Source organism: Streptomyces sp. ASQP_92 (genome assembly GCF_025399895.1).
In the GTDB taxonomy this organism is placed as follows: domain Bacteria; phylum Actinomycetota; class Actinomycetes; order Streptomycetales; family Streptomycetaceae; genus Streptomyces.
Genome location: NZ_JAODUA010000003.1, coordinates 493,107 through 515,368 on the forward strand (window position 1 = coordinate 493,107; position 22,262 = coordinate 515,368).

The 22,262-nt window shown below is 71.2% G+C and carries 20 protein-coding genes; 12 read left to right on the forward strand and 8 right to left on the reverse strand.

Annotation, left to right across the window (positions count from 1 at the left end):
• The first annotated feature begins 14 nt into the window (after nucleotides 1–14).
• The 5 genes from N4G70_RS11755 (at nucleotide 15) to N4G70_RS11775 (ending at nucleotide 3,175) form a co-directional block, all read left to right on the forward strand.
• Nucleotides 15–317, forward strand: a complete 303-nt coding sequence (locus N4G70_RS11755; RefSeq protein WP_399035057.1) for a hypothetical protein — start codon at nucleotides 15–17, stop codon at nucleotides 315–317.
• 8 nt (nucleotides 318–325) lie between these two features.
• Nucleotides 326–979 (forward strand): pilus assembly protein TadG-related protein, encoded by a 654-nt coding sequence (locus N4G70_RS11760; protein ID WP_261712601.1) that lies wholly within the window; start codon nucleotides 326–328, stop codon nucleotides 977–979.
• A 38-nt stretch (nucleotides 980–1,017) separates the two neighbouring features.
• The gene (locus tag N4G70_RS11765) at nucleotides 1,018–1,620 is read left to right on the forward strand and encodes a hypothetical protein (protein ID WP_261712490.1); all 603 of its coding nucleotides are present in this window, start codon (nucleotides 1,018–1,020) and stop codon (nucleotides 1,618–1,620) included.
• 7 nt (nucleotides 1,621–1,627) lie between these two features.
• Nucleotides 1,628–2,251 (forward strand): OmpA family protein, encoded by a 624-nt coding sequence (locus tag N4G70_RS11770; protein WP_261712491.1) that lies wholly within the window; start codon nucleotides 1,628–1,630, stop codon nucleotides 2,249–2,251.
• Between the two features lie 168 nt (nucleotides 2,252–2,419).
• Nucleotides 2,420–3,175, forward strand: coding sequence for a hypothetical protein (locus N4G70_RS11775; RefSeq protein ID WP_261712492.1), 756 nt, complete (start codon nucleotides 2,420–2,422; stop codon nucleotides 3,173–3,175).
• Here the strand turns inward: N4G70_RS11775 and N4G70_RS11780 are convergent.
• On the reverse strand, nucleotides 3,165–3,539 hold the full coding sequence (locus N4G70_RS11780; protein WP_261712493.1) for a DUF192 domain-containing protein: 375 nt from the start codon (nucleotides 3,537–3,539) through the stop codon (nucleotides 3,165–3,167). The two genes, N4G70_RS11775 and N4G70_RS11780, sit on opposite strands and share 11 nt — an antisense overlap.
• Before the next feature lie 46 nt (nucleotides 3,540–3,585).
• On the opposite strand from N4G70_RS11780, the gene N4G70_RS11785 reads away from it, so the two are divergent.
• Nucleotides 3,586–4,389, forward strand: coding sequence for a class I SAM-dependent methyltransferase (locus N4G70_RS11785; RefSeq protein ID WP_261712494.1), 804 nt, complete (start codon nucleotides 3,586–3,588; stop codon nucleotides 4,387–4,389).
• A gap of 57 nt (nucleotides 4,390–4,446) precedes the next feature.
• On the forward strand, nucleotides 4,447–5,976 hold the full coding sequence (locus N4G70_RS11790; RefSeq protein WP_261712495.1) for a DUF2079 domain-containing protein: 1,530 nt from the start codon (nucleotides 4,447–4,449) through the stop codon (nucleotides 5,974–5,976).
• 437 nt (nucleotides 5,977–6,413) lie between these two features.
• Here the strand turns inward: N4G70_RS11790 and mgrA are convergent, their stop codons facing one another.
• Nucleotides 6,414–7,451 (reverse strand): L-glyceraldehyde 3-phosphate reductase, encoded by a 1,038-nt coding sequence (gene mgrA, locus N4G70_RS11795; RefSeq protein WP_315904244.1) that lies wholly within the window; start codon nucleotides 7,449–7,451, stop codon nucleotides 6,414–6,416.
• Between the two features lie 137 nt (nucleotides 7,452–7,588).
• On the opposite strand from mgrA, the gene N4G70_RS11800 reads away from it, so the two are divergent.
• The 4 genes from N4G70_RS11800 to N4G70_RS11815 all read left to right on the forward strand — a co-directional run bounded on the left by N4G70_RS11800 (nucleotide 7,589) and on the right by N4G70_RS11815 (nucleotide 13,232).
• The gene (locus N4G70_RS11800; RefSeq protein WP_261712497.1) at nucleotides 7,589–8,350 is read left to right on the forward strand and encodes an isoprenyl transferase; all 762 of its coding nucleotides are present in this window, start codon (nucleotides 7,589–7,591) and stop codon (nucleotides 8,348–8,350) included.
• Nucleotides 8,351–9,243: 893 nt separating this feature from the next.
• Nucleotides 9,244–10,566, forward strand: a complete 1,323-nt coding sequence (locus N4G70_RS11805) for a PhoH family protein (RefSeq protein ID WP_261712498.1) — start codon at nucleotides 9,244–9,246, stop codon at nucleotides 10,564–10,566.
• 384 nt (nucleotides 10,567–10,950) lie between these two features.
• On the forward strand, nucleotides 10,951–11,652 hold the full coding sequence (locus tag N4G70_RS11810; protein WP_261712499.1) for a lytic transglycosylase domain-containing protein: 702 nt from the start codon (nucleotides 10,951–10,953) through the stop codon (nucleotides 11,650–11,652).
• 170 nt (nucleotides 11,653–11,822) lie between these two features.
• The gene (locus N4G70_RS11815) at nucleotides 11,823–13,232 is read left to right on the forward strand and encodes an AI-2E family transporter (protein WP_261712500.1); all 1,410 of its coding nucleotides are present in this window, start codon (nucleotides 11,823–11,825) and stop codon (nucleotides 13,230–13,232) included.
• A 75-nt stretch (nucleotides 13,233–13,307) separates the two neighbouring features.
• On the opposite strand, the gene N4G70_RS11820 is transcribed toward N4G70_RS11815, so the two are convergent.
• Both N4G70_RS11820 and N4G70_RS11825 read right to left on the reverse strand, forming a co-directional pair.
• Nucleotides 13,308–13,841 (reverse strand): alkyl hydroperoxide reductase, encoded by a 534-nt coding sequence (locus N4G70_RS11820; RefSeq protein WP_053726284.1) that lies wholly within the window; start codon nucleotides 13,839–13,841, stop codon nucleotides 13,308–13,310.
• A gap of 3 nt (nucleotides 13,842–13,844) precedes the next feature.
• Nucleotides 13,845–14,399, reverse strand: a complete 555-nt coding sequence (locus tag N4G70_RS11825; RefSeq protein WP_261712501.1) for a peroxiredoxin — start codon at nucleotides 14,397–14,399, stop codon at nucleotides 13,845–13,847.
• Nucleotides 14,400–14,542: 143 nt separating this feature from the next.
• Here N4G70_RS11825 and N4G70_RS11830 point away from each other — a divergent pair, with 143 nt between their 5' ends.
• Nucleotides 14,543–15,487: a hydrogen peroxide-inducible genes activator gene (locus tag N4G70_RS11830; protein WP_261712502.1), complete on the forward strand. Its 945-nt coding sequence runs from the start codon at nucleotides 14,543–14,545 to the stop codon at nucleotides 15,485–15,487.
• Nucleotides 15,488–16,026: 539 nt separating this feature from the next.
• On the opposite strand, the gene N4G70_RS11835 is transcribed toward N4G70_RS11830, so the two are convergent.
• The 4 genes from N4G70_RS11835 to N4G70_RS11850 are packed head-to-tail and all read right to left on the reverse strand — an operon-like array spanning nucleotide 16,027 to nucleotide 22,000.
• A complete protein-coding gene (locus tag N4G70_RS11835) occupies nucleotides 16,027–18,357 on the reverse strand; it encodes an FtsX-like permease family protein (RefSeq protein ID WP_261712503.1) in 2,331 nt (776 codons plus the stop codon).
• A complete protein-coding gene (locus N4G70_RS11840) occupies nucleotides 18,354–19,046 on the reverse strand; it encodes an ABC transporter ATP-binding protein (protein WP_261712504.1) in 693 nt (230 codons plus the stop codon). The genes N4G70_RS11835 and N4G70_RS11840 overlap by 4 nt, the downstream gene beginning before the upstream one ends.
• The gene (locus tag N4G70_RS11845) at nucleotides 19,043–19,567 is read right to left on the reverse strand and encodes a PadR family transcriptional regulator (protein ID WP_261712505.1); all 525 of its coding nucleotides are present in this window, start codon (nucleotides 19,565–19,567) and stop codon (nucleotides 19,043–19,045) included. Before N4G70_RS11845 ends, N4G70_RS11840 begins: the two co-directional genes overlap by 4 nt.
• Nucleotides 19,568–19,618: 51 nt before the next feature.
• On the reverse strand, nucleotides 19,619–22,000 hold the full coding sequence (locus tag N4G70_RS11850; RefSeq protein WP_261712506.1) for an FtsX-like permease family protein: 2,382 nt from the start codon (nucleotides 21,998–22,000) through the stop codon (nucleotides 19,619–19,621).
• Nucleotides 22,001–22,262: the final 262 nt, after the last annotated feature.

A 22,262-nucleotide genomic window follows, 5' to 3' on the forward strand; every position in this document is an offset into this window, starting at 1 on the left:
CTACCTTCCCGGTGATGTACGCGATGCCGCAACCGGAGGAGACCCGCGAGATGCCGCAGGACACGCTGCTGAGGACCGCCGTCGCCGCACAACTGCGCGCGAACGCCTGGAGGGACACGACGGTCGCCCGGGCCCGCGCCCGGTACGCGCCGCGGGGGCGAGCCGGGGGGCGCGACCGGGGGCAGACGTCGTTCGAGTATCTGGGGATCATTCTGGTGGTGGTGGCGATCATCGGCGGGATCATGGCGACGGGGATCGGCACGTCCATCACGAACAAGATCAAAGAACAGATCGACAAGATCAAGGCCGGCGGCTGATCCCGAACCTGCGCCAGGATCGAGGGCAGGCCTTCCCCATCTATGTCGTGATGGTGGCGGGCCTGCTCTTTCTCGCTTTCGCCTTCTTCGCGGTCGGCCAGGCGTCCGCGACGCGCAACGGCGCTCAGGGAGCGGCCGACGCGGCGGCTCTCGCGGCGGCCCAGCGCGCGCGTGAGGAGCTGGGCCCGAGGGTGCTGGCGGCGCTCACCACACCCGGCGGTGTCGACGACATCTTCAAGGACGGCGTCTTCGTCGCGGATGCCCACGCCGAGGCGGTGAACTTCGCGGCGGCGAACCATGCCGACCTCTCCGCGTTCGAGCCCCACCCCGGCGGGGCGGGCCAGTACAAGTTCACCGTGGGCGTCACGACCCAGTACACGGTGGGCAAGTCGGTGATCCCGGGGACCGAGGGGGAGCACGGCACCGCCGAAGCGACGGCGCTGATCGAGCTGCGATGCGTGCTTCCGCCGAGCACGGGGGGCGGCGGCAGTCCAGCGCCGACGCCGACGCCAACGCCCACGGCCACATCGACGCCGGCACCGACGCCCGCTCCGACGGCCACGACGCCCCCTCCCGTCACGATCACGTGCGACGGCAAGGACATGCCCGTGGAGCCCATGCCGGATCTGGAGAAGATCTTCACCGTGAAACTGGTCGACTGACATCAAGTGACGAACAGACGGACAGGGGAAAGGCACCGATGAGCGTTCCGCGCACGTTGAGGGCCCGTAGGGGCGCGGTGGCGGCCGTTGTGACCGCCGCCCTGGCGTTGGCTGTCGGCGGATGCGGCGGCGACAGCAAGGACGACAAGTCGAACACGGCCAGTGGTGGCTCGCAGTCGAAGGCGGCCTCGTCGGGCGGTGGCCAACAGCCGGGCTCCTCGACGCCGAAGTCCGACCCGGCGACCAAACTCGCGGAGACCACAGGGCAGGGGGGAATCGTCCTCACCATCAACAGCATGTCCCGTGACACGGGCGGCTTCGTCACGGTGGCCGGGCAGCTGAAGAACTCCGGTTCGGAGAACTTCGTGGACACCTCCGGCTGGGTCGGCACTGAGAAGGACGTACTGGCCAGCGGGGATTCGGTGGCCGGAGCGACCCTCGTCGACAAGGTCGGGAAGAAGCGCTACTACGTGCTGCGTGACACCGGCGGGAAGTGCCTGTGCACGATGGGCATCGTGGGCGTCAAGGCGGGCCAGACCGTCCCCTTCTTCGCCCAGTTCCCCGCCCCACCCGCCACCACCAAGGAGGTCGACTTCCAGCTCCCGACCTTCCCCACCATGACCGTCCCCGTCTCCGGGTGATCACGCCATGAACAGAACCCGGCACGCAGCCGTAGCGATCGCCGCCGCGCTGGTCCTGACCGCCGGCGCCACCACCTCGTACGCCGACGGGACGCCGAGCAGCCCCCCACTGCCCGGCACCGAGGCGACGACCGACCCGTCGGTCAAGGTCGACGGGACCTCGCCGAACCTGAAGCTCGCCGAGGGCGGCACGCTGGCGGCGCCCAAGGTGCTCGACATCAAGGCGATCGTGGAGGACCAGGGCGGCGAGGAGCGGCGCTCGGACACCAACACCAACGTGACGTTCGCGCTCCAGGCGGAGGTCCTGTTCGCCATGGACAGCGCGGCCCTGTCACCCGACGCCAACGACCGCATCCAGGGCATCGCCGCCGAGATCAAGAAGCAGAAGGCGACCGGCGTCCGCGTCTTCGGCTTCACCGACAACCTCGGCACGCACGAACACGGCGTGATCCTCTCGAAGCAGCGCGCCGACGCCGTCCAGAAGGCCCTCTCCCTGTCCCTGGGCCCCGACGTGACCTTCGAGATCCGGGGATATGCCGAGGACTACCCGATCTCGGACAATTCGACGGAGGACGGCCGCAAGAAGAACCGCCGCGTGGAGGTCAGCTTCACGCGCGGCGGCGGAGGTTAGGCGGGCTCTGGACGCGCGCCCGCCCTCAACTCCCCGCCCGCCGAGCCCTGTTAGTCCCGGCCGTCCCGGGGTAGCCGAGGGGACGTGGCCGTGGGTGGCCCGTGTCGGTCGGTAACGGGTGGGCCAGGACCCAGCCAATCCACAGGAGTGGTTGTTACGGTGCTGGGTATGAAGCCAAGGCTGGTACGGAGTCGTACGGCGACGGCCGGGGTGTGTCTCGTCGCCCTTACCGCGGCGGCGGCGTGCGGGCCTGGTGGTGCGGAGGGTGCGGGAGCGCAGGGATCCGTGCGGGACACCGCGGCCGCGCCCGGTGCCACCGGTACCGCGCGGGTGAAGACCGCCTCCGGGGTGCTCACCGGGGACCAGCTCGCGGCGGCCGCTCTGGTGACCGGCGATGTGAAGGACTTCGCGGCCGAACCGATGGAGGGCGGCACCCCCACCGGCAGCTCCCGGACCTCGAACGACGCCTGCATGCCCTTCGTGGCCGTCATCAACGGCACACCCCAGCCCGCCCCCTCCGCCACCGTGTTCCGGCGGCTCACCAACACCACCGAGGACGGGCAGGCGGACCAGACGGTCGTCACCGAGGTGCTCGGCGCCCACCCTTCGGGCGCGACCGAGGTGCTGCCCCGGCTTCGCAGCGCCATCAAGGCCTGTGCCGACGGGTTCTCCACCAAGGGCGGCGACCTGGAGCCGTCGTCCTTCACCGAGGTCAAGGAGCTGCCCGCGCCGAAGGCGGGCGACGAAGCCCTCGCGTACGAGCTGATGGGCCAGGCCCAGGGCGACCCCGTGCCGATGGTCTTCCAGGTGGTGCGCACCGGGACGACGGTGGTGACGTACTACGCCGTCGATGTCACCGGCGACGACACGCCCCACATTCCCGACGAGCTCTCCGTTGCGCAGGCGGCCAAGCTCAAGTCCTGAGATCCTGTCCCGCCGCGACGGCCACCCGGGAGCCCGGCCGCAGGCCCCACGCGGCCATGGCGCCCGCCTCCGCCTCCAGGACGTGCCGCGCGCGCGGCCGGATCGCGCCGAGGCGGCCCGGCGCCATGGTGCGTACCGCGATCACCCGCAGATGCCGGTCCAGATGGGCCACGTCGATCGCGAAGCGCATCCGGAAGGTGTGCACGCTGCTCGCCGGGGTCAGCAGGAGCGCGCCCTCGATTCCGTCGCGGCCGAGCAGGCCCCGCGTACGGGCCCGGTAGGACGCCGCGATCTCCAGCGGCACCGGCGCGTGGGCGCCGTCGAGCACCCTCAACTCGCCCGTTCCGTCCCTCCATCGGCCCATGGATAAACGGTAGTGGCTCGCGGAGCCGCCGCGTAGGGTCCGCAACATGGGCCGAAACATCAGGAACCACAACAACCGTCCCTTCGAGGAACTGATCGACGAGGCCGCGTCCGTCTCCGTCGACGGCTGGGACTTCTCCTGGCTCGACGGACGGGCCACCGAAGAGCGGCCATCCTGGGGGTACGCCCGTTCGATGGCCGGGCGGATGGCGAAGGCCACCGCCGCCCTCGACATCCAGACCGGCGGCGGCGAAGTCCTGGCCGCCGTGCCCCAGCTCCCCCCGCTCGCCGTCGCGACGGAGGGCTGGCCCCCGAACGTCGCCCGGGCCACGGGCCTGCTGCACCCGCGCGGAGTGGCCGTCGTCGCCGACGAGGACAAGCCGCCGCTGCCGTTCGCCGACGGCGCCTTCGACCTCGTCGTCAGCCGGCACCCGGTGACCACCTGGTGGTCGGAGATCGCCCGCGTCCTGTCGCCCGGCGGCACCTACTTCTCCCAACAGGTGGGCCCGGCCAGCGTGTTCGAGCTCGTCGAGTACTTCCTCGGACCGCAGCCCCCGGAGGTGCGCGGCGCACGCGACCCCGGTAAGGCGCGCAAGGAGGCGGAGGGCGCGGGGCTCGAAGTCGTCGATCTGCGCCTTGAGAAGCTGCGTACGGAGTTCCTGGACATCGGCGCCGTCGTCTACTTCCTGCGCAAGGTGATCTGGATGGTGCCCGGCTTCACGGTCGAGGAGTACCGCGACCGGTTGAAGGCGCTCGACGAGCAGATCCGTACCGAGGGCCCCTTCGTCGCGCACACGACACGCTTCCTGATCGAGGCCCGGAAGCCGTTGAGGCCCGGCCGCACCTCCTAGGCCCCACGCGGGCCGCCTGGGCCCGACAGCGGCCCCCGGGGCCTAACATCGGGACACATGCGGACAATTGCTGACCAAAGGGTAGGGCGGCGCCCGCAGTCGCCGCGCCTGCCCGTGCCCGCCCTCGCCCGCCTCCCGCGCGTACGCATCGGCCGGCCCGCCCTCCTGTGGTGGGGGTGGGCCGCCGCGCTCTTCCTCCTGTACGCGACCGTCTCGGCCCGGCGCCAGGCGCTGGTCCGCACCACCGGCTACGACCTCGGCATCTTCGAGCAGGCCGTCCGCGCCTACGCCCACCTGCGGGCGCCCGTCGCACCGCTGCGCGGCGACGGCTTCAACCTCCTCGGCGACCACTTCCACCCCGTGCTCGCCCTCCTCGCCCCGCTCTACCGCCTCGTCCCCTCCCCGTACACCCTGCTCGTCGCGCAGGCCGCGCTGCTCGCGCTCGCCGTGGTGCCGCTCGCCCGGCAGGCCGCGCGGGTCCTCGGCCGCCGGCCCGCCCATGTCGTCGCCTGCGGATACGGGCTGAGCTGGGGCATCGCCTCCGCGGTCGGCTTCGACTTCCACGAGGTGTGCTTCGCCGTCCCGCTGGTGTCCTACGCCCTGGAAGCGCTGGCCCGGCACAACTGGCGGCGCGCGCTCGCCCACGCGGCACCGCTGCTCCTCGTCAAGGAGGACCTCGGGCTGACCCTCGCCGCGATCGGGGCGTACATCGCCTGGCGGGGGCCGCGCCGGCTCGGCATCGCGGCCACCGCGCTCGGCCTGGTGGGCAGCGCGCTCGAATTCAAGGTCCTCATGCCGTACTTCAGCCCGGCGGGCACCTACGCGCACGCCGCGAACCTCGCGCCCGCCCACCACGCGCTGCTCACCACCCTCGCCCTGGCCCCGCTGGACGCGGTACGCCCCGAGGTGAAGGCGACCACCCTCGTCCTCGTCTTCGCACCGGCCGCGCTCATCGCGCTGCGCTCCCCGCTCGCCCTGATCGCGCTGCCCACGCTCGGCTGGCGGATGCTGTCCACCAACGCCTTCCACTGGGGCACCGCGTTCCACTACACGGCGGTCCTGATGCCCGTCGTGTTCGCCGCCCTCACCGACGCGCTGCGGCCCTACGCCGCCGACGGCGGCCCGCTCGCCCGGCGCCATGTCCGGGCCTCCCTGGCGACGGTGGCGGCGGTCACCCTCGTCCTCGTCCCGTCCTTCCCGCTCGCCCAGGTCGCCCACCGCTCCACCTGGCACGGCACCCCGCACGTCCGCGCCGTCCACGCCCTGCTGCGGCGCATCCCCGACGGCGCGACCGTGGCGGCCTCCAACCGCCTTGTCCCGCAACTGACTTCACGCACCACGGTCGCCCTGTTCCCGACCTTCCCGGTGCACTGGAAGCTGTACGCGACGGACGGCCCGATCCCGCGCCCCACCGCGCAGTGGATCGCCTACGACCGCGTCCCGCCGGAGTCCTGGCCCCACCCGCCGGGCCCCTGGCCCTATCCGGGCCCCCGGCAGGAGCAGGAGTACGCCCGCGCGCTCGCCGGTTACGGCTATGTGCGGGTGGCCGAGGCGGACGGCGTCTCGCTGCTGCGCCGACGGGACTGAGGCACCGGCCACGTCGGGCGCGGGTCGACCATTCGGTGTCGCCCGGCAGGGGCCCTCGTGTACGCGCTGGTGTCACACGGTCACACCGCGCCGCCACCCTTGCGCCAAGGGGGTGAAGCACCCCCGCAGCGGATTTTCGCCCCCAGGACGAGGCCGCCGCTCCCTCGCCGACCCTGCCGCACCCCATCTGACCTGCACGGTCAAGCGAGAGCCCGGACCGGGCATCACCCCTGCGAGGGACCGGAAAACCGTACTCACCCGGTTTCGGAGCGTAGTTCTGGAGCGCCGTGGCGCCCAGCATCACTTACGAAGGGTTATGGTGGAAACCCCCCCTCGGGCCGGTCCGTATCCCCCCCACGGACCGGCCCGTTTTTTCTCTCCCGGCGCCCGGCCGGGTCCGCGTCACGCGGACCGCCGACCCGGGCCCCTCCTCCCCATCAGCCGCGCCCGGCCCAGATGTTGGTGCCCTCGGTGTCCACGGCGAAGACGTCGATCTCCTTCAACTCCCCTTCGGTGAGCGCCGGTCCGGCCAGCGCCGCCACGTTCTCCTCCAGCTGACGCACGCTGGACGCCCCGATCAGCGCCGACGTCATGCGCGGATCCCGCAGCACCCAGGCCAGCGCCAACTGCGCCAGCGACTGACCGCGCCGCGAGGCGATGTCGTTCAGGCCGCGCAGACGGCGCACCACCTCGTCCGACAGCAGACCCGGGTCCAGGGACTTGCCCTGCGTCGCGCGCGAGCCCTCCGGGATGCCCTGGAGGTACTTGTCGGTGAGCAGACCCTGGGCGAGCGGCGCGAAGGAGATGCAGCCCATGCCGGCCGCCTCCAGGGTGTCGAGCAGCCCGTCCTGCTCGGTCCAGCGGTTGATCATCGAGTACGAGGGCTGGTGGATCAGGGCCGGGACGCCCATCTCCTTCAGGATCCGGGCGGCCTCCGCGGTCTGCTCGCCGGTGTACGAGGAGACGCCCACGTACAGCGCCTTGCCCTGCTGGACGGCGGACGCGAGCGCGCCCATCGTCTCCTCCAGGGGGGTCTCAGGGTCGAAGCGGTGCGAGTAGAAGACGTCGACGTAATCGAGGCTCATCCGGTCCAGGGACGCGTCGAGCGAGGACAGCAGGTACTTGCGCGAACCCCACTCGCCGTACGGGCCGGGGCGCATCAGATAGCCGGCCTTGGTGGAGATGACGAGCTCGTCCCGGTACGGGGCGAAGTCCTGGCCGAAAATCTTCCCGAAGTTCAGCTCGGCGGAGCCGGCCGGCGGGCCGTAGTTGTTGGCCAGGTCGAAGTGGGTGACCCCCAGGTCGAAGGCGCGGCGCAGAATCGCACGCTGGGCGTCCAGGGCGCGGTCGTCGCCGAAGTTGTGCCAGAGGCCCAGGGAGACGGCGGGCAGTTTGAGGCCGCTGCGGCCGGTGCGGCGGTACTCCATGGAGTCGTAGCGGTCCGGCGCGGCGAGGAAGCGGAGGGATTCAGTCACGTTTCCCTGCTTATCACGGACTTGTGACAGACCGAGTTGGGCCGCCATGACCCGTCCGCAGTACTGTGCTTTCCCTGGGGCGGCCGGTGTGCGGGGCGGCGGCGGGCCCCCGGGAAGGCAACGAGAGGGTGAAATCGGTGAGTTTGCGCGACCTGGTGTACAGGCTCTATGCGCGCCGGGTGGAAGGCCGCCTCGACCATGACCAGGTGCCCAAGCACATCGGTGTCATCCTGGACGGCAACCGGCGCTGGGCCAAGGCATCGGCCCGCAGCCCCGAGCAGGGTCACCAGGCCGGCGCCAGCAAGATCCAGGAGCTGCTCGGCTGGTGCGCCGAGACGGACGTCGAGGTCGTCACCCTCTGGCTGCTCTCCACCGACAACCTGGACCGCCCCGAAGACCAGTTGATCCCGCTGCTCGGCATCATCGAGGACGCGGTACGGGACTTGGCGGCGGACGGGCGCTGGCGGGTCCACCACGTCGGCAACGCGGATCTGCTGCCGCACCACACGCAGGCCGTCCTCAAGGAGGCCGAGCAGGCCACGCACGACATCGACGGGATACTGGTCAACGTCGCCGTCGGCTACGGCGGCCGCCAGGAGATCGCGGACGCGGTCCGCTCCCTCCTGCTGGAGCACGCGGCGAAGGGCACGTCCTTCGAGGAGCTCGCGGAGATCGTCGACGTCGAGCACATCTCGGAGCACCTCTACACGCGGGGGCAGCCCGATCCCGACCTGGTGATCCGCACGAGTGGTGAGCAGCGGCTGTCGGGCTTCATGCTCTGGCAGTCGGCGCACTCCGAGTACTACTTCTGCGAAGTGTTCTGGCCGGCCTTCCGCAAGGTCGACTTCCTGCGGGCGCTGCGGGATTACGCGGCGCGGCATCGGAGGTACGGCACGTGAGGGGTGGGTCCTCCTTCTAACCCCCCTTTGTCCTCCAACGCCGGACGGGCTCAGCGCGCTTCCCGTCGTCCCGCCGCGCCCGGGTGGGCCTCCCCCCACCCCCTCTCCGGTCCGGTCCGGTCCGCGGGCCGTGCTCGCCTCTCGCGCAGTTCCCCGCGCCCCTAAGCTGCTCGGTGCGGGGGCACCTTCAGCCCGTCCGGCGTTTGAGGACGAGCGCCGTTCAGGCGCGAACGGGGTCTGGGGCGGAGCCCCAAGGCCTTCGGTCTGCGGGCCGTGCTCGCTTCTCGCGCAGTTCCCCGCGCCCCTAAAAGCCCTTCGGTCTGCGGACCGTGCTTGCTTCTCGCGCAGTTCCTCGCGCCCCTGGCAGGGTTGGTGCCGGCCCGCATCGGCATCTTCAGCCTGTCCGGCGTTTGAGGACGAGCGCCCTTTAGGCGCGAACGGGGTTTGGGGCGGAGCCCCGGGTTGCCTTCTTTCGGGTGCGGGGCGTGTGGGGCTGGGCGCGCAGTTCCCCGCGCTCCTGGCGGCACCGGTGCTGGCCCGCGTCCATGGATCTCAGCCCGTCCGGCGTTTGAGGACGAGCGCCGTTCAGGTGTGAGCGGGGTCCGGGGCGGAGGCCCAGGGGGAAGTCAGGGCATATGACGGGGCATGGCTTCGCTTGTTCGAGGGCATAACCCCCCCAGGTCGACGACCGGTCCACGGACGTCGTATCTCAGTGGGCGGCCCCGTGCCACCCGCCCGGGAGGCCCTTTGCACCAGGACGACCGCGCACCGCGCGCGGGCGACGTGGAGGGCCGGAGCTCGGCCCGCGCAGCGCGGCCGAAGCCCGGTCCCCGTTTCCGCGACGCCGTCGCACCCCGATCTCATGCGCCTCTTACGAGGGGGTACGTCCTTCCGTGGTGACCAGCACAAAGCGCCGCATGCCCGACCGGCGCACCTACGTTCTCGACACCAGCGTCCTGCTGGCCGACCCCAACGCGATGACCCGGTTCGAGGAGCACGAAGTGGTGCTCCCCATCGTCGTGGTCACGGAGCTGGAGGCCAAGAGGCACCATCCGGAGCTCGGTTACTTCGCCCGGCAGGCGCTGCGCCTGCTCGACGACTTCCGGGTCCGCTATGGACGTCTCGACGCCCCCATCCCGATGGGGGAGCTCGGCGGCACCCTCCGTGTCGAGCTGAACCATTCCGATCCCGGCGTACTGCCCGCCGGCTACAGGTTGGGGGACAACGACTCCAGGATCCTCGCCGTCGCCCGCAATCTCCAGGCGGAGGGATACGACGTCACCGTCGTGTCGAAGGACCTGCCGCTGCGGATCAAGGCGTCGTCGGTCGGCCTGCTCGCCGAGGAGTACCGCGCCGAGCTGGCCATCACCGACTCCGGCTGGACCGGAATGGCCGAACTGCCGCTCAGCGGCGAGCAGGTGGACCTTCTCTTCGAGGAGGAGACGCTCTACGTTCCGGAGGCCGCCGAGCTTCCCGTGCACACCGGGCTCGTGCTGCTCTCCGAGCGCGGCAAGGCGCTCGGGCGGGTCTCGCCGGACGGGAACGTCAAGCTGGTGCGGGGCGACCGCGAAGTGTTCGGCATCCACGGCCGCAGCGCCGAGCAGCGCATCGCGCTCGACCTGCTGCTCGACCCCGACATCGGGATCATCTCGATGGGCGGCCGGGCCGGCACGGGCAAGTCGGCGCTCGCGCTCTGCGCGGGCCTGGAAGCCGTCCTGGAGCGCAGGCAGCACAAGAAGGTGATGGTCTTCCGGCCGCTGTACGCGGTGGGCGGGCAGGAACTCGGCTATCTGCCGGGCTCCGAGGCCGAGAAGATGGGCCCCTGGGCCCAGGCCGTCTTCGACACGCTGTCCGCCGTGACGAGCCGTGAGGTCATCGAGGAGGTCACCTCGCGCGGCATGCTCGAAGTCCTGCCGCTCACGCACATCCGGGGCCGCTCGCTGCACGACGCGTATGTGATCGTGGACGAGGCGCAGTCACTGGAACGGAACGTCCTGCTGACCGTTCTGTCCCGGATCGGTGCCAATTCGAGGGTGGTGCTCACCCATGACGTGGCCCAGCGCGACAACTTGAGGGTCGGTCGGTACGACGGCGTCGTGGCCGTCGTCGAAAAGCTGAAGGGGCACCCGCTGTTCGCGCACGTCACCCTCACCCGCTCCGAGCGTTCGCAGATCGCCGCCCTGGTGACCGAAATGCTGGAGGACGTCTCGATCTGAGGCGGTAAGCACGAGTTGGCGCCGTCCGGCGAACGCAGCAGCGTAGCCGGGCGGCGCCTCCATGTGGGTGCGATTGCAAGAAACCAGTGGGGTGAACGGGGTGTGAGCTTTCACACGCAACGGGGAATTGCTTCACGGCGTCCGCTTCCGGCAGAGTCTTGGATCCGTCAGGCCCCGCATGCGGCACCCTTGTACCCGGGTACTCCCGTACCCACGCAACTCCATAGCTGAGCCGTATGCCGCCCGCGCTTCACGCGGCACTTCCCGCAGGGGAGTTGCCCATCGGGTCAGTTCCTCCCGTGACCCAGTAGTTGGGAGGAGAGAGCCAGGGGCACGATCGCGTCCGCGAGGTCACCCGTGCGGATGCTGCTGGAAGGAAACCGTGTGAGCCGGATCTCGGTCCGGGGGTTCGCGGTGGCATCTGCCACTGCGGTCACCACCGTTGGCGCCGTTGTCGGCGTTGCCGCAGGAAGCCCCGCTGTCGCTTCGAACGACAACTTCGAGGCCACCGCAGCCGACACCACGCTTCTCGCGGACATCCCCGCAGGCCAGCAGGCCCAGGTGCAGACCGCGTCCCTTACGCAGCAGGCGGACGCCCAGGCCGCGCAGGCCAGCGCCGCGGCGAAGAAGTCGGCCGAGGAGGCCGCGCGCGTCCAGGCCGCACAGGCCGCCAAGGACAAGAAGGACGCCGCGGACAAGGAGAAGGCCGACAAGGAGGCCAAGGCCCGCGACCTGGAGACCCAGGCCGCCAGCCGCTCGGCGAGCCGTGCCGACTTCGCCGTCAAGAGCTCCTACACGATCGACGAGATCCAGTCGATCGCCCGGCAGATCGTCCCGGCGGGCCAGTTCCAGTGCTTCAGCCACATCGTGAACAACGAGTCGAGCTGGAACTACCAGGCCACCAACGCGGGTTCCGGCGCCTACGGCCTCGTCCAGGCGCTGCCGGCCTCCAAGATGAGCTCGGCGGGCTCCGACTGGCAGACCAACCCGGCCACGCAGATCAAGTGGGGCCTGAACTACATGAACGAACGCTACGGCAGCCCCTGCGGCGCCTGGTCGTACTGGCAGGCCCACAGCTGGTACTAGACCGGCCGGCAGGTCGGCGCGGCGGGAGAAAACACCCGGCGTCGCTCAACCTTTCGGAGCCCCGCACCGTCCTTCGGTGCGGGGCTTCGCCCGTGTACGGTCAGGTCCGGACGGTTCGGGGGTAGACGGTGGGGAGACTCAGCGGCGGGGACAAGGGAAACGGCGGGATCATGGCGAAAGTGCCCAACTTGCTCGGACGGCTCGGAGCCGGGTTGACCCGGATGGGAGAGCGTCTGGACGAGCGCAGGGCCGCGGCGGAAGCCGACGCCGAGCTCGATCCGGTGAACGTCGTTCCCGCACACCCCGCGCCCGTGCACTCCACCGCCACCAGAGCGCCGGCGACGGCCCGGGAGGACGAGTCGCCGGAGGAGAGCGAGCCGGGCGACGACCACGTGCCGGCCGACCACGTACCGCCGCCGCCCGCGTACGCGCCCGCGGTCTCCGCGCGGCCCGATCCGGTCGACGCCGTGCCCTGGAGCATGCGGGTGGCGGCCGCGGTGGGCTGGCGCCTGCTCGTGCTGGCCGGGGCCATCTACGTACTGACCCAGATCATCAGCGCCGTCAGCCTGGTGGTCCTCGCCTTCGTGGCGGCCCTGCTGATCACCGCGCTGCTCCAGCCGACCGTCGCCCGGCTCAAGCGGATGGGGCTGCCGCGCGGCCTCGCCACCGCGGTCACCGCGATCTCCGGGTTCGTCATCATGGGCCTCGTCGGCTGGTTCGTGGTCTGGCAGGTCATGGACAACCTCGACGACCTCTCCGGCAAGGTGCGGGCCGGTATCGAGGAGCTCAAGCGCTGGGCGCTGAACAGCCCGTTCCACGTCACCGAGGACCAGATCAACCAGATCGCCAAGAACCTCAGCGACACCATCGGCGCCAACACCAACGAGATCACCACGGCCGGGCTCCAGGGCGTGACCGTCCTGGTGGAGGTGCTCACCGGGATACTGCTCGCGATGTTCTCGACGCTGTTCCTGCTGTACGACGGCCCGAAGATCTGGCAGTGGGTCCTCAACCTGGTGCCGGAGGCCGCCCGGCCGGGCGTCGCGGGCGCCGGGCCCAAGGCCTGGCGCACGCTCACCGCCTATGTGCGCGGCACGGTGATCGTGGCCCTGATCGACGCGATCTGCATCGGCATCGGCATCTACTTCCTGGGCGTGCCCATGGCGGTGCCGCTCGCCGTGTTCATCTTCCTGTTCGCGTTCATCCCGCTGGTCGGCGCGGTCGTCTCGGGCGCGCTCGCCGTGGTCGTCGCCCTGGTCACCGACGGCGTGTTCAACGCGCTGATGGTGCTGCTCGTGGTGTTGGCCGTCCAGCAGATCGAGGGGCATGTCCTCCAGCCCTTCATCCTGGGCCGCGCGGTGCGGGTGCACCCGCTCGCGGTGGTGCTCTCGGTGGCCGCGGGCGGTCTGGTGGGCGGCATCGGCGGCGCGGTGGTCGCGGTCCCGCTGGTCGCCGTCACCAACACCGTGGTCGGCTATCTGCGCAAGTACTCCCGCGAGAACGCCCTGCGCAGCGCCCGGGCCGTCGAACACGCCCCGCCGCCGGCCGCCGCGGCGGCCACCTCGGGCGACCGGGAGTAGTCACCCCCGTACCCATGCCGAAGGGGCCCCGCCGGTGCGATACCGGCGGGGCCCCTTCAGTGGTGTGTACGCGACCTACTGGGCGAGCGCGGCCTCGGAGTCGAGGGTGACGCCCACGGCCGTGATCACGGCGGCGATCTTGAAGGCTTCCTGGATCGTCTCGCGGTCGACACCGGCCTTGCGCAGCACCTGCTCGTGCGAGTCGAGGCACTGGCCGCAGCCGTTCACCGCGGAGACGGCGAGCGACCACAGCTCGAAGTCGACCTTCTCCACGCCCGGGTTGCCGATGACGTTCATCCGCAGACCGGCCCGCAGCGTGCCGTACTCCGGGTCGGAGAGCAGGTGGCGGGTGCGGTAGAAGACGTTGTTCATCGCCATGACCGCGGCGGCCGACTTGGCGGCCGTGTACGCCTCGGGCGACAGGTTGGCCTTGGCCTCCGGCTCCAGCTCACGCAGCACGATCGGGCTGCGCGAGGCGATGGCGGTGGCGAGCACCGTGCCCCAGAGCTGCTGGGCCGGCAGGTCGGAGTTGCCGATGACCGAACCGAGGTTCAGCTTCAGGTCCTTGGCATAGTCCGGGACCGCGGACTTCAGCGCGTCGAGGGACATGGGTCACTCACCGGCCAGCAGCGCGACCGGGTCGAGGGTGTTCTCGCCCTTGGTCCAGTTGCACGGGCACAGCTCGTCGGTCTGCAGGGCGTCGAGGACCCGCAGGACCTCCTTGGGGTTACGGCCCACGGAACCGGCGGTCACCATCGTGAACTGGATCTCGTTGTTCGGGTCGACGATGAAGACGGCGCGCTGCGCGAAGCCGTCCTCGCCCTCGATGCCGAGGTCACGCATGAGCTCGTGCTTGGAGTCGGCCAGCATCGGGAACGGCAGGTCGGTCAGGTCCGGGTGGTCCTTGCGCCAGGCGTGGTGCACGAACTCGGAGTCACCGGAGAAGCCGAGGACCTGGGCGTCACGGTCGGCGAACTCGTCGTTCAGCTTGCCGAACGCGGCGATCTCGGTCGGGCAGACGAAGGTGAAGTCCTTGGGCCACGCGAAGACCACGCGCCACTTGCCCTCGTAGGTCTTGTGGTCGATCTGCTGGAACTCCTGGCCGCTCTCCAGCGACACACAGGCAGTCAGGTCGTACGTGGGGAACTGGTCACCAACAGTGAGCACGCGCTCTCCTTGCAGAACGAGGAAGCCCGAATCGAGCGGATTCGGGTGCTTCCCAGGGGGTTGGACGGATTACGATCCTGACACAGGAGGCATTGATCAGGGAAATAGCTAGACTGGGTCAGCGCGATCGGAGGTGCCTATCAGTGGCCGTGGGTAATAGGGGCAAGCAGCCCAGCCTGGCGCAGTTGCGCGCGTTCGCGGCGGTCGCGGAGCATCTCCACTTCCGCGATGCCGCCGCGGCCATCGGCATGAGCCAGCCCGCGCTGTCCGGCGCGGTCTCGGCGCTTGAGGAGGCGCTGGGCGTCCAGCTCCTGGAGCGCACCACCCGCAAGGTGCTGCTCTCCCCCGCGGGGGAGCGGCTCGCGGTGCGGGCCAAGGCCGTCCTGGACGCGGTCGGCGCGCTCCTGGAGGAGGCCGAGGCGGTGCGGGCGCCGTTCACCGGGGTGCTCCGGCTCGGCGTGATCCCGACCGTGGCGCCCTATCTGCTGCCCGCCGTGCTGCGGCTCGTCCACGAGCGGTACCCGGAGCTCGACCTCCAGGTCCACGAGGAGCAGACGTCCTCGCTGATAGAGGGGCTCACCGCCGGACGGCTCGACCTGCTGCTGCTCGCGGTCCCGCTCGGGGTACCCGGTGTCACCGAACTCCCCTTGTTCGACGAGGACTTCGTGCTCGTCACCCCCCAGGACCACTGGCTCGGCGGGCGCAGCGAGATCCCCCGCGAGGCGCTGCGCGAACTGCATCTGCTGCTCCTGGACGAGGGCCACTGCCTGCGCGACCAGGCGCTCGACATCTGCCGGGAGGCCGGGCGCACCGAGGGTGCGCCCGTGACGACCACCGCGGCCGGCCTGTCCACGCTGGTGCAGTTGGTGGCCGGGGGGCTCGGGGTGACGCTGCTGCCGCGTACGGCCGTCGAGATCGAAACGGGCCGCAACGACCGCCTGGTCACCGGATACTTCGCCGAGCCGGCCCCCTCGCGCACGATCGCTCTGGCGATGCGGGCGGGGGCGGCGCGGCAGGGCGAGTTCGAGGAGTTCGCGGCGGCGCTGCGGGGGGTGGTGCGAGGGCTTCCGGTACGGGTACCCAAGTGAACCGGCACCCTCCGCCCTCGCGGTGCCCCGCGCCCCTTAACTGCTTGGTGCGGGCCAGCGCGGGCATACCCAGCCCGTCCGGCGTTTGAGGACGAGCGCCGTTCAGGCGCGATCGGGGTCTGGGGCGGAGCCCCAGGAAACCCCGGTTTCATGTGCGGATCGTGGTCGCTTCTCGCGCAGTTCCCCGCGCCCCTGAAACCCGCTTTCGTCTGCGGGCCGTGCGTGGCTGGTCGCGCAGTTCCCCGCGCCCCCAAAAATCCTTCGGTCTGCGGGCCGTGCGTGGCTGGTCGCGCAGTTCCCCGCGCCCCTTAGCGGCACTGGTGCTGGCCCGCATCGGGCATTTCAGCCCGTCCGGCGTTTGAGGACGAGCGTCCTTTAGGCGCGAACGGGGTTTGGGGCGGAGCCCCAGGTGACCCCGCTTTCGGCTGCGGGCCGTGCCCGCTTTTCGCGCAGTTCCCCGCGCCCCTGGCGGCACTGGTGCTGGCCCGCGTCGGGGCATTTCAGCCCGTCCGGCGTTTGAGGACTAGCGCCCCGCCGTGTTACTCCGTGCGCAGGCCGTCCGGTCGCATCAGGCGCCACAGGGGTGGCAGGGACAGGGCCGTGACGAGCAGGACCACGCCCGCGCCGATGCCGATCATGGACGCCGCCGGGATCCAGTCGACGGACACCGGGCGGCCCACCATCCGCAGCAGCACGGACCCGAGCCCCAGGCCCACCGCCGCCGCGAGGGCCAGGCCGAGCGCCACCGGGACGGCGGTCTGCCACAGGACCGACCAGCTCAGGGTGGAGCGCCGGGTGCCGTAGGCGACCAGCGCGGACAGCAGCTTCCTGCGCTCGCGCAACTGCTCCAGCATCGACACCAGCAGACTCGCGCCGATCAGCATCAGCACCGCCGCGGCCCCGATGTAGAGGCCCTTGCGGACCCCCGCGAACCGGCTGGACGTGTGGTGCTCGCTCAGCGCGCGCGCCGGGACGAGCGGGTCGACCTTGGCGGCGAGGTTCAGGACCCGCTCCTTGGCGAGATCGTCGCCGGGGGCCGTGGAGACGAACACTGTGGAGTGCAGCGGGAGCTTCGCGTCGTGCGGCAGGGCGCCCGGGGTGACCAGGAGGCCGGGGCGGCGCTGGCCCACCGGGTCGGGCCGGGCGGCGACCTTGCGCGTACCGGCCGGAACCGTCCAGCGGACCTCCGCGCCCTTGGCGAGGGAGCCGCTGCTGGTCGGGTCGAGGAAGAGCGGGGCGCCCGGGGCCAGGGCGCGTTCGGGCTCCCAGTCGCCGCCGGTCGCGATGAACGCGTCGCCGTCCTTGCAGGACGGCAGGGTCGCGGCCTCGCTCAGGTCCGTGCAGGTGCCGATCGTGACCGGGGTGAAGTGCTGCGGCTCCTTGGCCTTCTCGCCGGCTTCGAGGGAGCCGAGCACCACCGTGCCGGTGACCCCGGTGGTGGCCTTCAGGGTGCTGATCGCGCGGGCCTGGGTGGCCGGAGAGGGATCGACGAGCGGCACCATGAGCTGGGCCCGGTCGGTGTCCTCGCCGCTCGACTTCACGTAATCGCCCTCGACGGCCCCGATCAGCATTTGCAGGGCGATCGCCCCGGCCACCGCGACCGCGATGCCGTTCACCATGCGGGCCGCCGAGCCGGAGGTCAACTGGAGCCTGCGCACGGCGAGTTGCCAGCCGACCGGCCCGCCGCCGAGCCGTCGCACGACCGCCTCCACCAGCCAGGGCAGCAGCGCGGTCACGCCGATGAGCAGCAGGACGGTGCCGCCGATGACCTGGGCCTGGTTGAACATTCCGCTCTCGCGGCCCCGGCCCATCATCGGCGCCAGCAGGCCGACTCCGGCGAGCGGCGGCAGCACCCGCCACCAGACACGGCGCCTGCGCGGCGTCGAGGTGCGGACGACGCCGAGGGGTTCGACCACCACCGAGCGCATCGCGAACAGGGTGACCGCGACCGCGGAGGCGGGCACCGCGATCGCCACGCCCGCCGCGAGCAGCGGGCTCGGGTCGACGTCCGCCGGGAAGACGTTGAGCCCGGCGATCGAGATGTCACCCACGTACTGCCGGCCGACCACGAAGAACAGGGCGCCGATCACGAGGCCGACCACGGCCCCGGCCAGCGCCTCGCCGGCCGCCATCCAGCGGGTCATCCGCCGGTCGGCGCCCGCCAGGCGCAGCGCCGCGAGCCGCCGGTCGCGCCGGTCGCCGCCGAAGCGTACGGCGGCCGCGATGAACACGCCGACCGGCATGAGCAGCACCACGAAGATGATGACGATCAGCAGCGCCAGGATCGGGTCGAGCTTCTCCTGGGGCGCCTTGTTCACGAAGGCGTTGACCCGCAGCACCTCGACCGCGTCGTTGACCTCCTTGCGCGGTTTGAGGGTGTCGCTGCCCGCGTAGTAGGCGAGCTCGTGCGGGCCCATCAGGCCCTGGTCGGCGATGGTCGAGGTGATCTTGTAGGGGAGGCGCTCGCGCAGCAGGCTTCCCTCGGGGGAGGCGAGCAGCTCGCGCAGGGCGGGCGAGACGGCCATGGTGCCGGGCGCCGGGAGCGCCGAAACGCCCGGCGGCACCGGCGCCTTGGGGCCCTCCGGCTGGAGCAGCCGGCCCCGCACGTCGTTGCCCTGGTACTGGGTGTCCGCGCGGCCGAGCAGCAGGGTGTCCTGCGCGGGGCCGCTGTTGACCGAGGCCCCGTAGTCGCTGCGGGCCTCGTCACGTGCGTGGCGGGCATTGAGCGCGCCCGGCAGTGCGGTGGTGCCGAGCAGCAGGGCGACGCCCAGGCCCACGCCGACGGCGGTGAGCAGAGTGCGCGTCCAGCCTTCGCGACCTCCCGCGAGGGCGAAGCGGGCGCCGAGCGCGAGATCACGCAGCAGGCTCATACGGAGTGCTCCAGCATCATGTCGCGGGACTTTCCGTCGCGTACGACGATCTCGCGGTCCGAGTAGGCCGCGACCCGCGCCTCGTGGGTGACCAGGACGACCGCCGCGTTGGTGGAGCGGGCCGCCTCGGTGAGGAGCTGCATGACGCGCTCGCCGTTGAGGGAGTCGAGCGCGCCGGTCGGCTCGTCGGCGAAGACGACCCGGGGCTTGGTCACGAGCGAGCGGGCCACCGCGACCCGCTGGCCCTGGCCGCCGGAGACCTCGCCGGGGCGCTTGGCGCCGAGGTCGGCGACCTCCAGGCGCTCCATCCATTCGAGCGACCTGCGCTCGGCCTCCTTGCGCTTGACGCCGGCCAGGCGCAGCGGCAGCGCCACGTTCTCCACACAGGTCAACTCGGGGACCAGCTGGCCGAATTGGAAGACGAAGCCGAACTCGGAGCGGCGCAGGGCGCTGCGCTCGGCGTCCGACATCGCGGACAGCTCGCGGCCGTCGTAGGTGATCGTGCCGGAGTCCGGGGTGACGATCCCGGCGAGGCAGTGCAGAAGCGTCGACTTGCCGGAGCCGGAGGGGCCCATCACCGCGACGACCTCGCCGGGGTGGATGGAGAACCCGGCGCCGTCAAGGGCGGGTGTGGGGCCGTAGGCCTTGTGCAGGTCGTGGGCGACGAGAAGGGAGCCGGCGGGCGTCATGCGCGTACCTCCGAGGCGAGCTGGCCGAGGCGTGCGGCGGTCAGTTCCAGCCACCGCAGATCGGCCTCCAGATGGAACAGGGCGTGGTCGCAGATCAGTTGGTCGGTGAGGTCGCCGCGCCGCTTGCGGTCGGTGAGCACGCGCATCAGGCGCAGGTGCTCGGCGCGCTGGGTGTCCAGCACGTCCCCGGCGTCACGGCCGGTGAGCAGGGCGAGGACGACCTTGGTGTAGAGGGTCGACTGGAGGTAGGGCTCGGGCTTCTCGGGCTGCCTGATCCAGGTCTCGACGTCGGTGACGCCGGCCTCGGTGATGGCGTACCGCTTGCGTTCGGGCCCCCCGCCCGCCTCCACGCCGTCGACCTCGACGAGGCCGTTCTTCAGGAGCCGGGACATCGTCGAGTAGACCTGCCCGTAGTGCAGCGGACGGTCGTGCCCGAACTTCTCGTCGAAGGCGCGCTTCAGGTCGTACCCATGGCGCGGGCCCGACTCGAGGAGCCCGAGGAGGGTGTGGCCGATGGACATGGGGCGTTCCTTTCTCTTAACTGCCTTGGTTGGTGCGGGAGTTAGTGAGGGTCATTCGGTACGCAGGCCGTCCGGGCGCATCAGGCGCCACAGGGCCGGCAGGCTCAGCAGGGTCACCGCGAGGATCACGGCGGCGCCCGCCCCGGCCAGCGGCAGGAACAGCCACCACTGGCTGATCGTCTTGCCGACGATCCGCAGCATCAGGGCGCCGAGCGCGATGCCGCCCACCACCGCGAGCGAGATCCCGAGGACCACCGGCACCGCGGTCTGCCACAGCACCGAACCGGCGAGCGTGGCCCGGCGGGTGCCGAAGGCCACCAGGGCCGCCAACAGGCGCCGGCGCTCGCGCAATTGCTCCAGCTGTGAGATCAGCATCCCGGCCGCGATCAGGCCGAGCGTCGCGAGGGAGGCGGCCTGTAGTCCGGTCTGGATGCCGGCGTACTGCTGGTCGCGCTCGATGGTCCGCACGGTGTGGACGCGCAGAGTCGGGGAGAGCCGGGCCGCGGTGTTGCGGATGTGCTCCGCGGCGTCCGGCACGCTCTGGTCGACGGTGAGCATGGCGGAGGTGCGGGCCAGCGACGTCAGGAGCGAGGTGTCGATCGCCGAGGGTGTCACGAAGATGCCGTACTGCACCTCGCCCGCGGGGTCCGGGCGGCCGATGACGGTCCGGGCGGAGGCGGGCAGCGTCCACAGCCTGCGCGGTTCGCCCGGTTCGCCCGACGAGGTGTCGACCGGCTTGCCGAGCCGGGCCGTACGGTCCACCCAGGCGGCCCGCTCCCGGTCGCTGGAGGGGTGCACCACAAAGGTGTCGCCGTCCCGGCAGGAGTCGATGTGGGCCAGCTCGCGCAGGGTCGCGCAGTCGCCGAGGGTCAGCGTGGTGGTGGGCCGGATGTCGTCGTCGGCGACCGGGCCCGGCCAGGTCACATAGCTGGTCACCGAGCCGATGACCTTGTGCACCCCGGGCGTCTCGCGGAACGCCTCGATCATGCGCTCGGCGAGCTTGGTGTCCGGATAGTCGGCGAGCACGGTGTACTGCGCGCGGCTCGCGTCGGCTCCCGTCACCTTGTCGAAGTCGTCGTGGATGGAGACGGAGAACATCTGGAGCGCCACCGAACCGGCGACCGCCACCGTGATCCCGCTGACCGCCCGCGACGCCGCTCCGCTGCTCAACTGGAGCCTGCGGACCGCCAGTTGCCAGGAGAGCGAGCCGCCGCGCAGCCGGCCCACCACCGCCTCGACCAGCCAGGGCAGCAGGGAGACGAGCCCGGCCAGGACCAAGGTGGCGCCCGTGGCGATGGAGAGGGGGGCCGCGGCGTCCATGAGCTGCACCGCGATGGGCGGGGGAGCCACCGACAGCGACGCCGTGCGCAGCTCGGGGTTCTGGGACACGAAGAGCAGCGCCACGCCGACGCCGGGCATCGCGAGCCGCCACCACAGCCTGCGCCTGCGAGTGCGGCCGCCCCGGACGACGCCGAGGGGTTCGATGACCACCGAGCGCAGCGCGGCCAGGGTCACCACCACCGCGAGGGCCGGCACGGTGACGGCGACGACCAGCGCCAGCCAGGGCAGCGGCCGCAGGTCCGCGGGGAAGAACCCGAAGCTCCACAGACCGAGGGGGCCGACGAGTTCGGCGCCGCCGAGGAAGAACAGGGTGCCGGTGGCGAGCCCGAGCGCCGATCCGGCCAGGGCCTCGCCGCCGGCGATCCAGCGGGTGGTGCGGGCGTCGGCGCCGACCAGGCGCAGGGCCGCGAGCCGCCGGTCGCGCCGCTCGCCGCCGAACCGTACGGCGGTCGCGATGAAGATGGCGACGGGCATCAGCAGCACGACGCAGATCAGGATGACGAGGACGACCAGCATCGGGTCGAGCGGGCGCTCCTCGTCGATGTTGCCGAAACCGGCCGCCATGGAGGCGCCGCTCTCGGTGGAGAGGGCGGTGCTGCCCGCGTAGTAGTAGAGCTCCGAGGGCTGGACCAGCCCCGCGTCCCCGATGGTCGCGGTGATCTCGTACGGCAGCCGGGTCCGCAGCAGGTCGCCCTCGGGGGAGTCGAGCAGCTCGCGCAGCGCGGGGGAGACGGCCATGGTGCCGGGGGCGGGCAGGGTGGCCAGACCCGGCGGGAGGACGGGGTCCGCGCTCGCCGCCCGCAGCAGCTTCCCGCCGATGGTGTCGTCCCGGTATTCGGTGTCGGCGCCCGCGTACAGGAGCGAGGCCCTGAGGTTCTTGGTGTTCTTGTCCGAGCCGGCCGAGAACGGCTGGCGGTCGTGGATGCGGGCCGCCCGGTGGTCCACGAGGCCGGGCACCGAGGCCGCGCTCAGGAGCAGGGCGACCCCGAGGCCGACACCCAGCGCGGTGAGCAGGGTGCGGGCCCAGCCCTCCCGGCCGCCCCCGAGGGCGAACCGTATGCCGAGGCCGAGATCGTGCAGGCGTCGCTTCATGGGAGAGGACTATACGCACTAGGTATACCCCCTGTGTATACCCGGGGTGCATAGCTCCCTCCAGCCGCCCCATTGCGGGGCAAAACCGGGCAGCATCGGGAACTCTCGCAACCCTCGGCACGATTCGATCGTCGGTTCCCATGGGGCAGGTGCTGATTCTCACGTACGGAAAAGACGTGATCGAATCCGCTTTGTCCATAGGTGCGGTGTTAGTTTTCTGAGCTGATCTGGCGAGTCTGGTGAGTCATATGAAGGCGAGCGA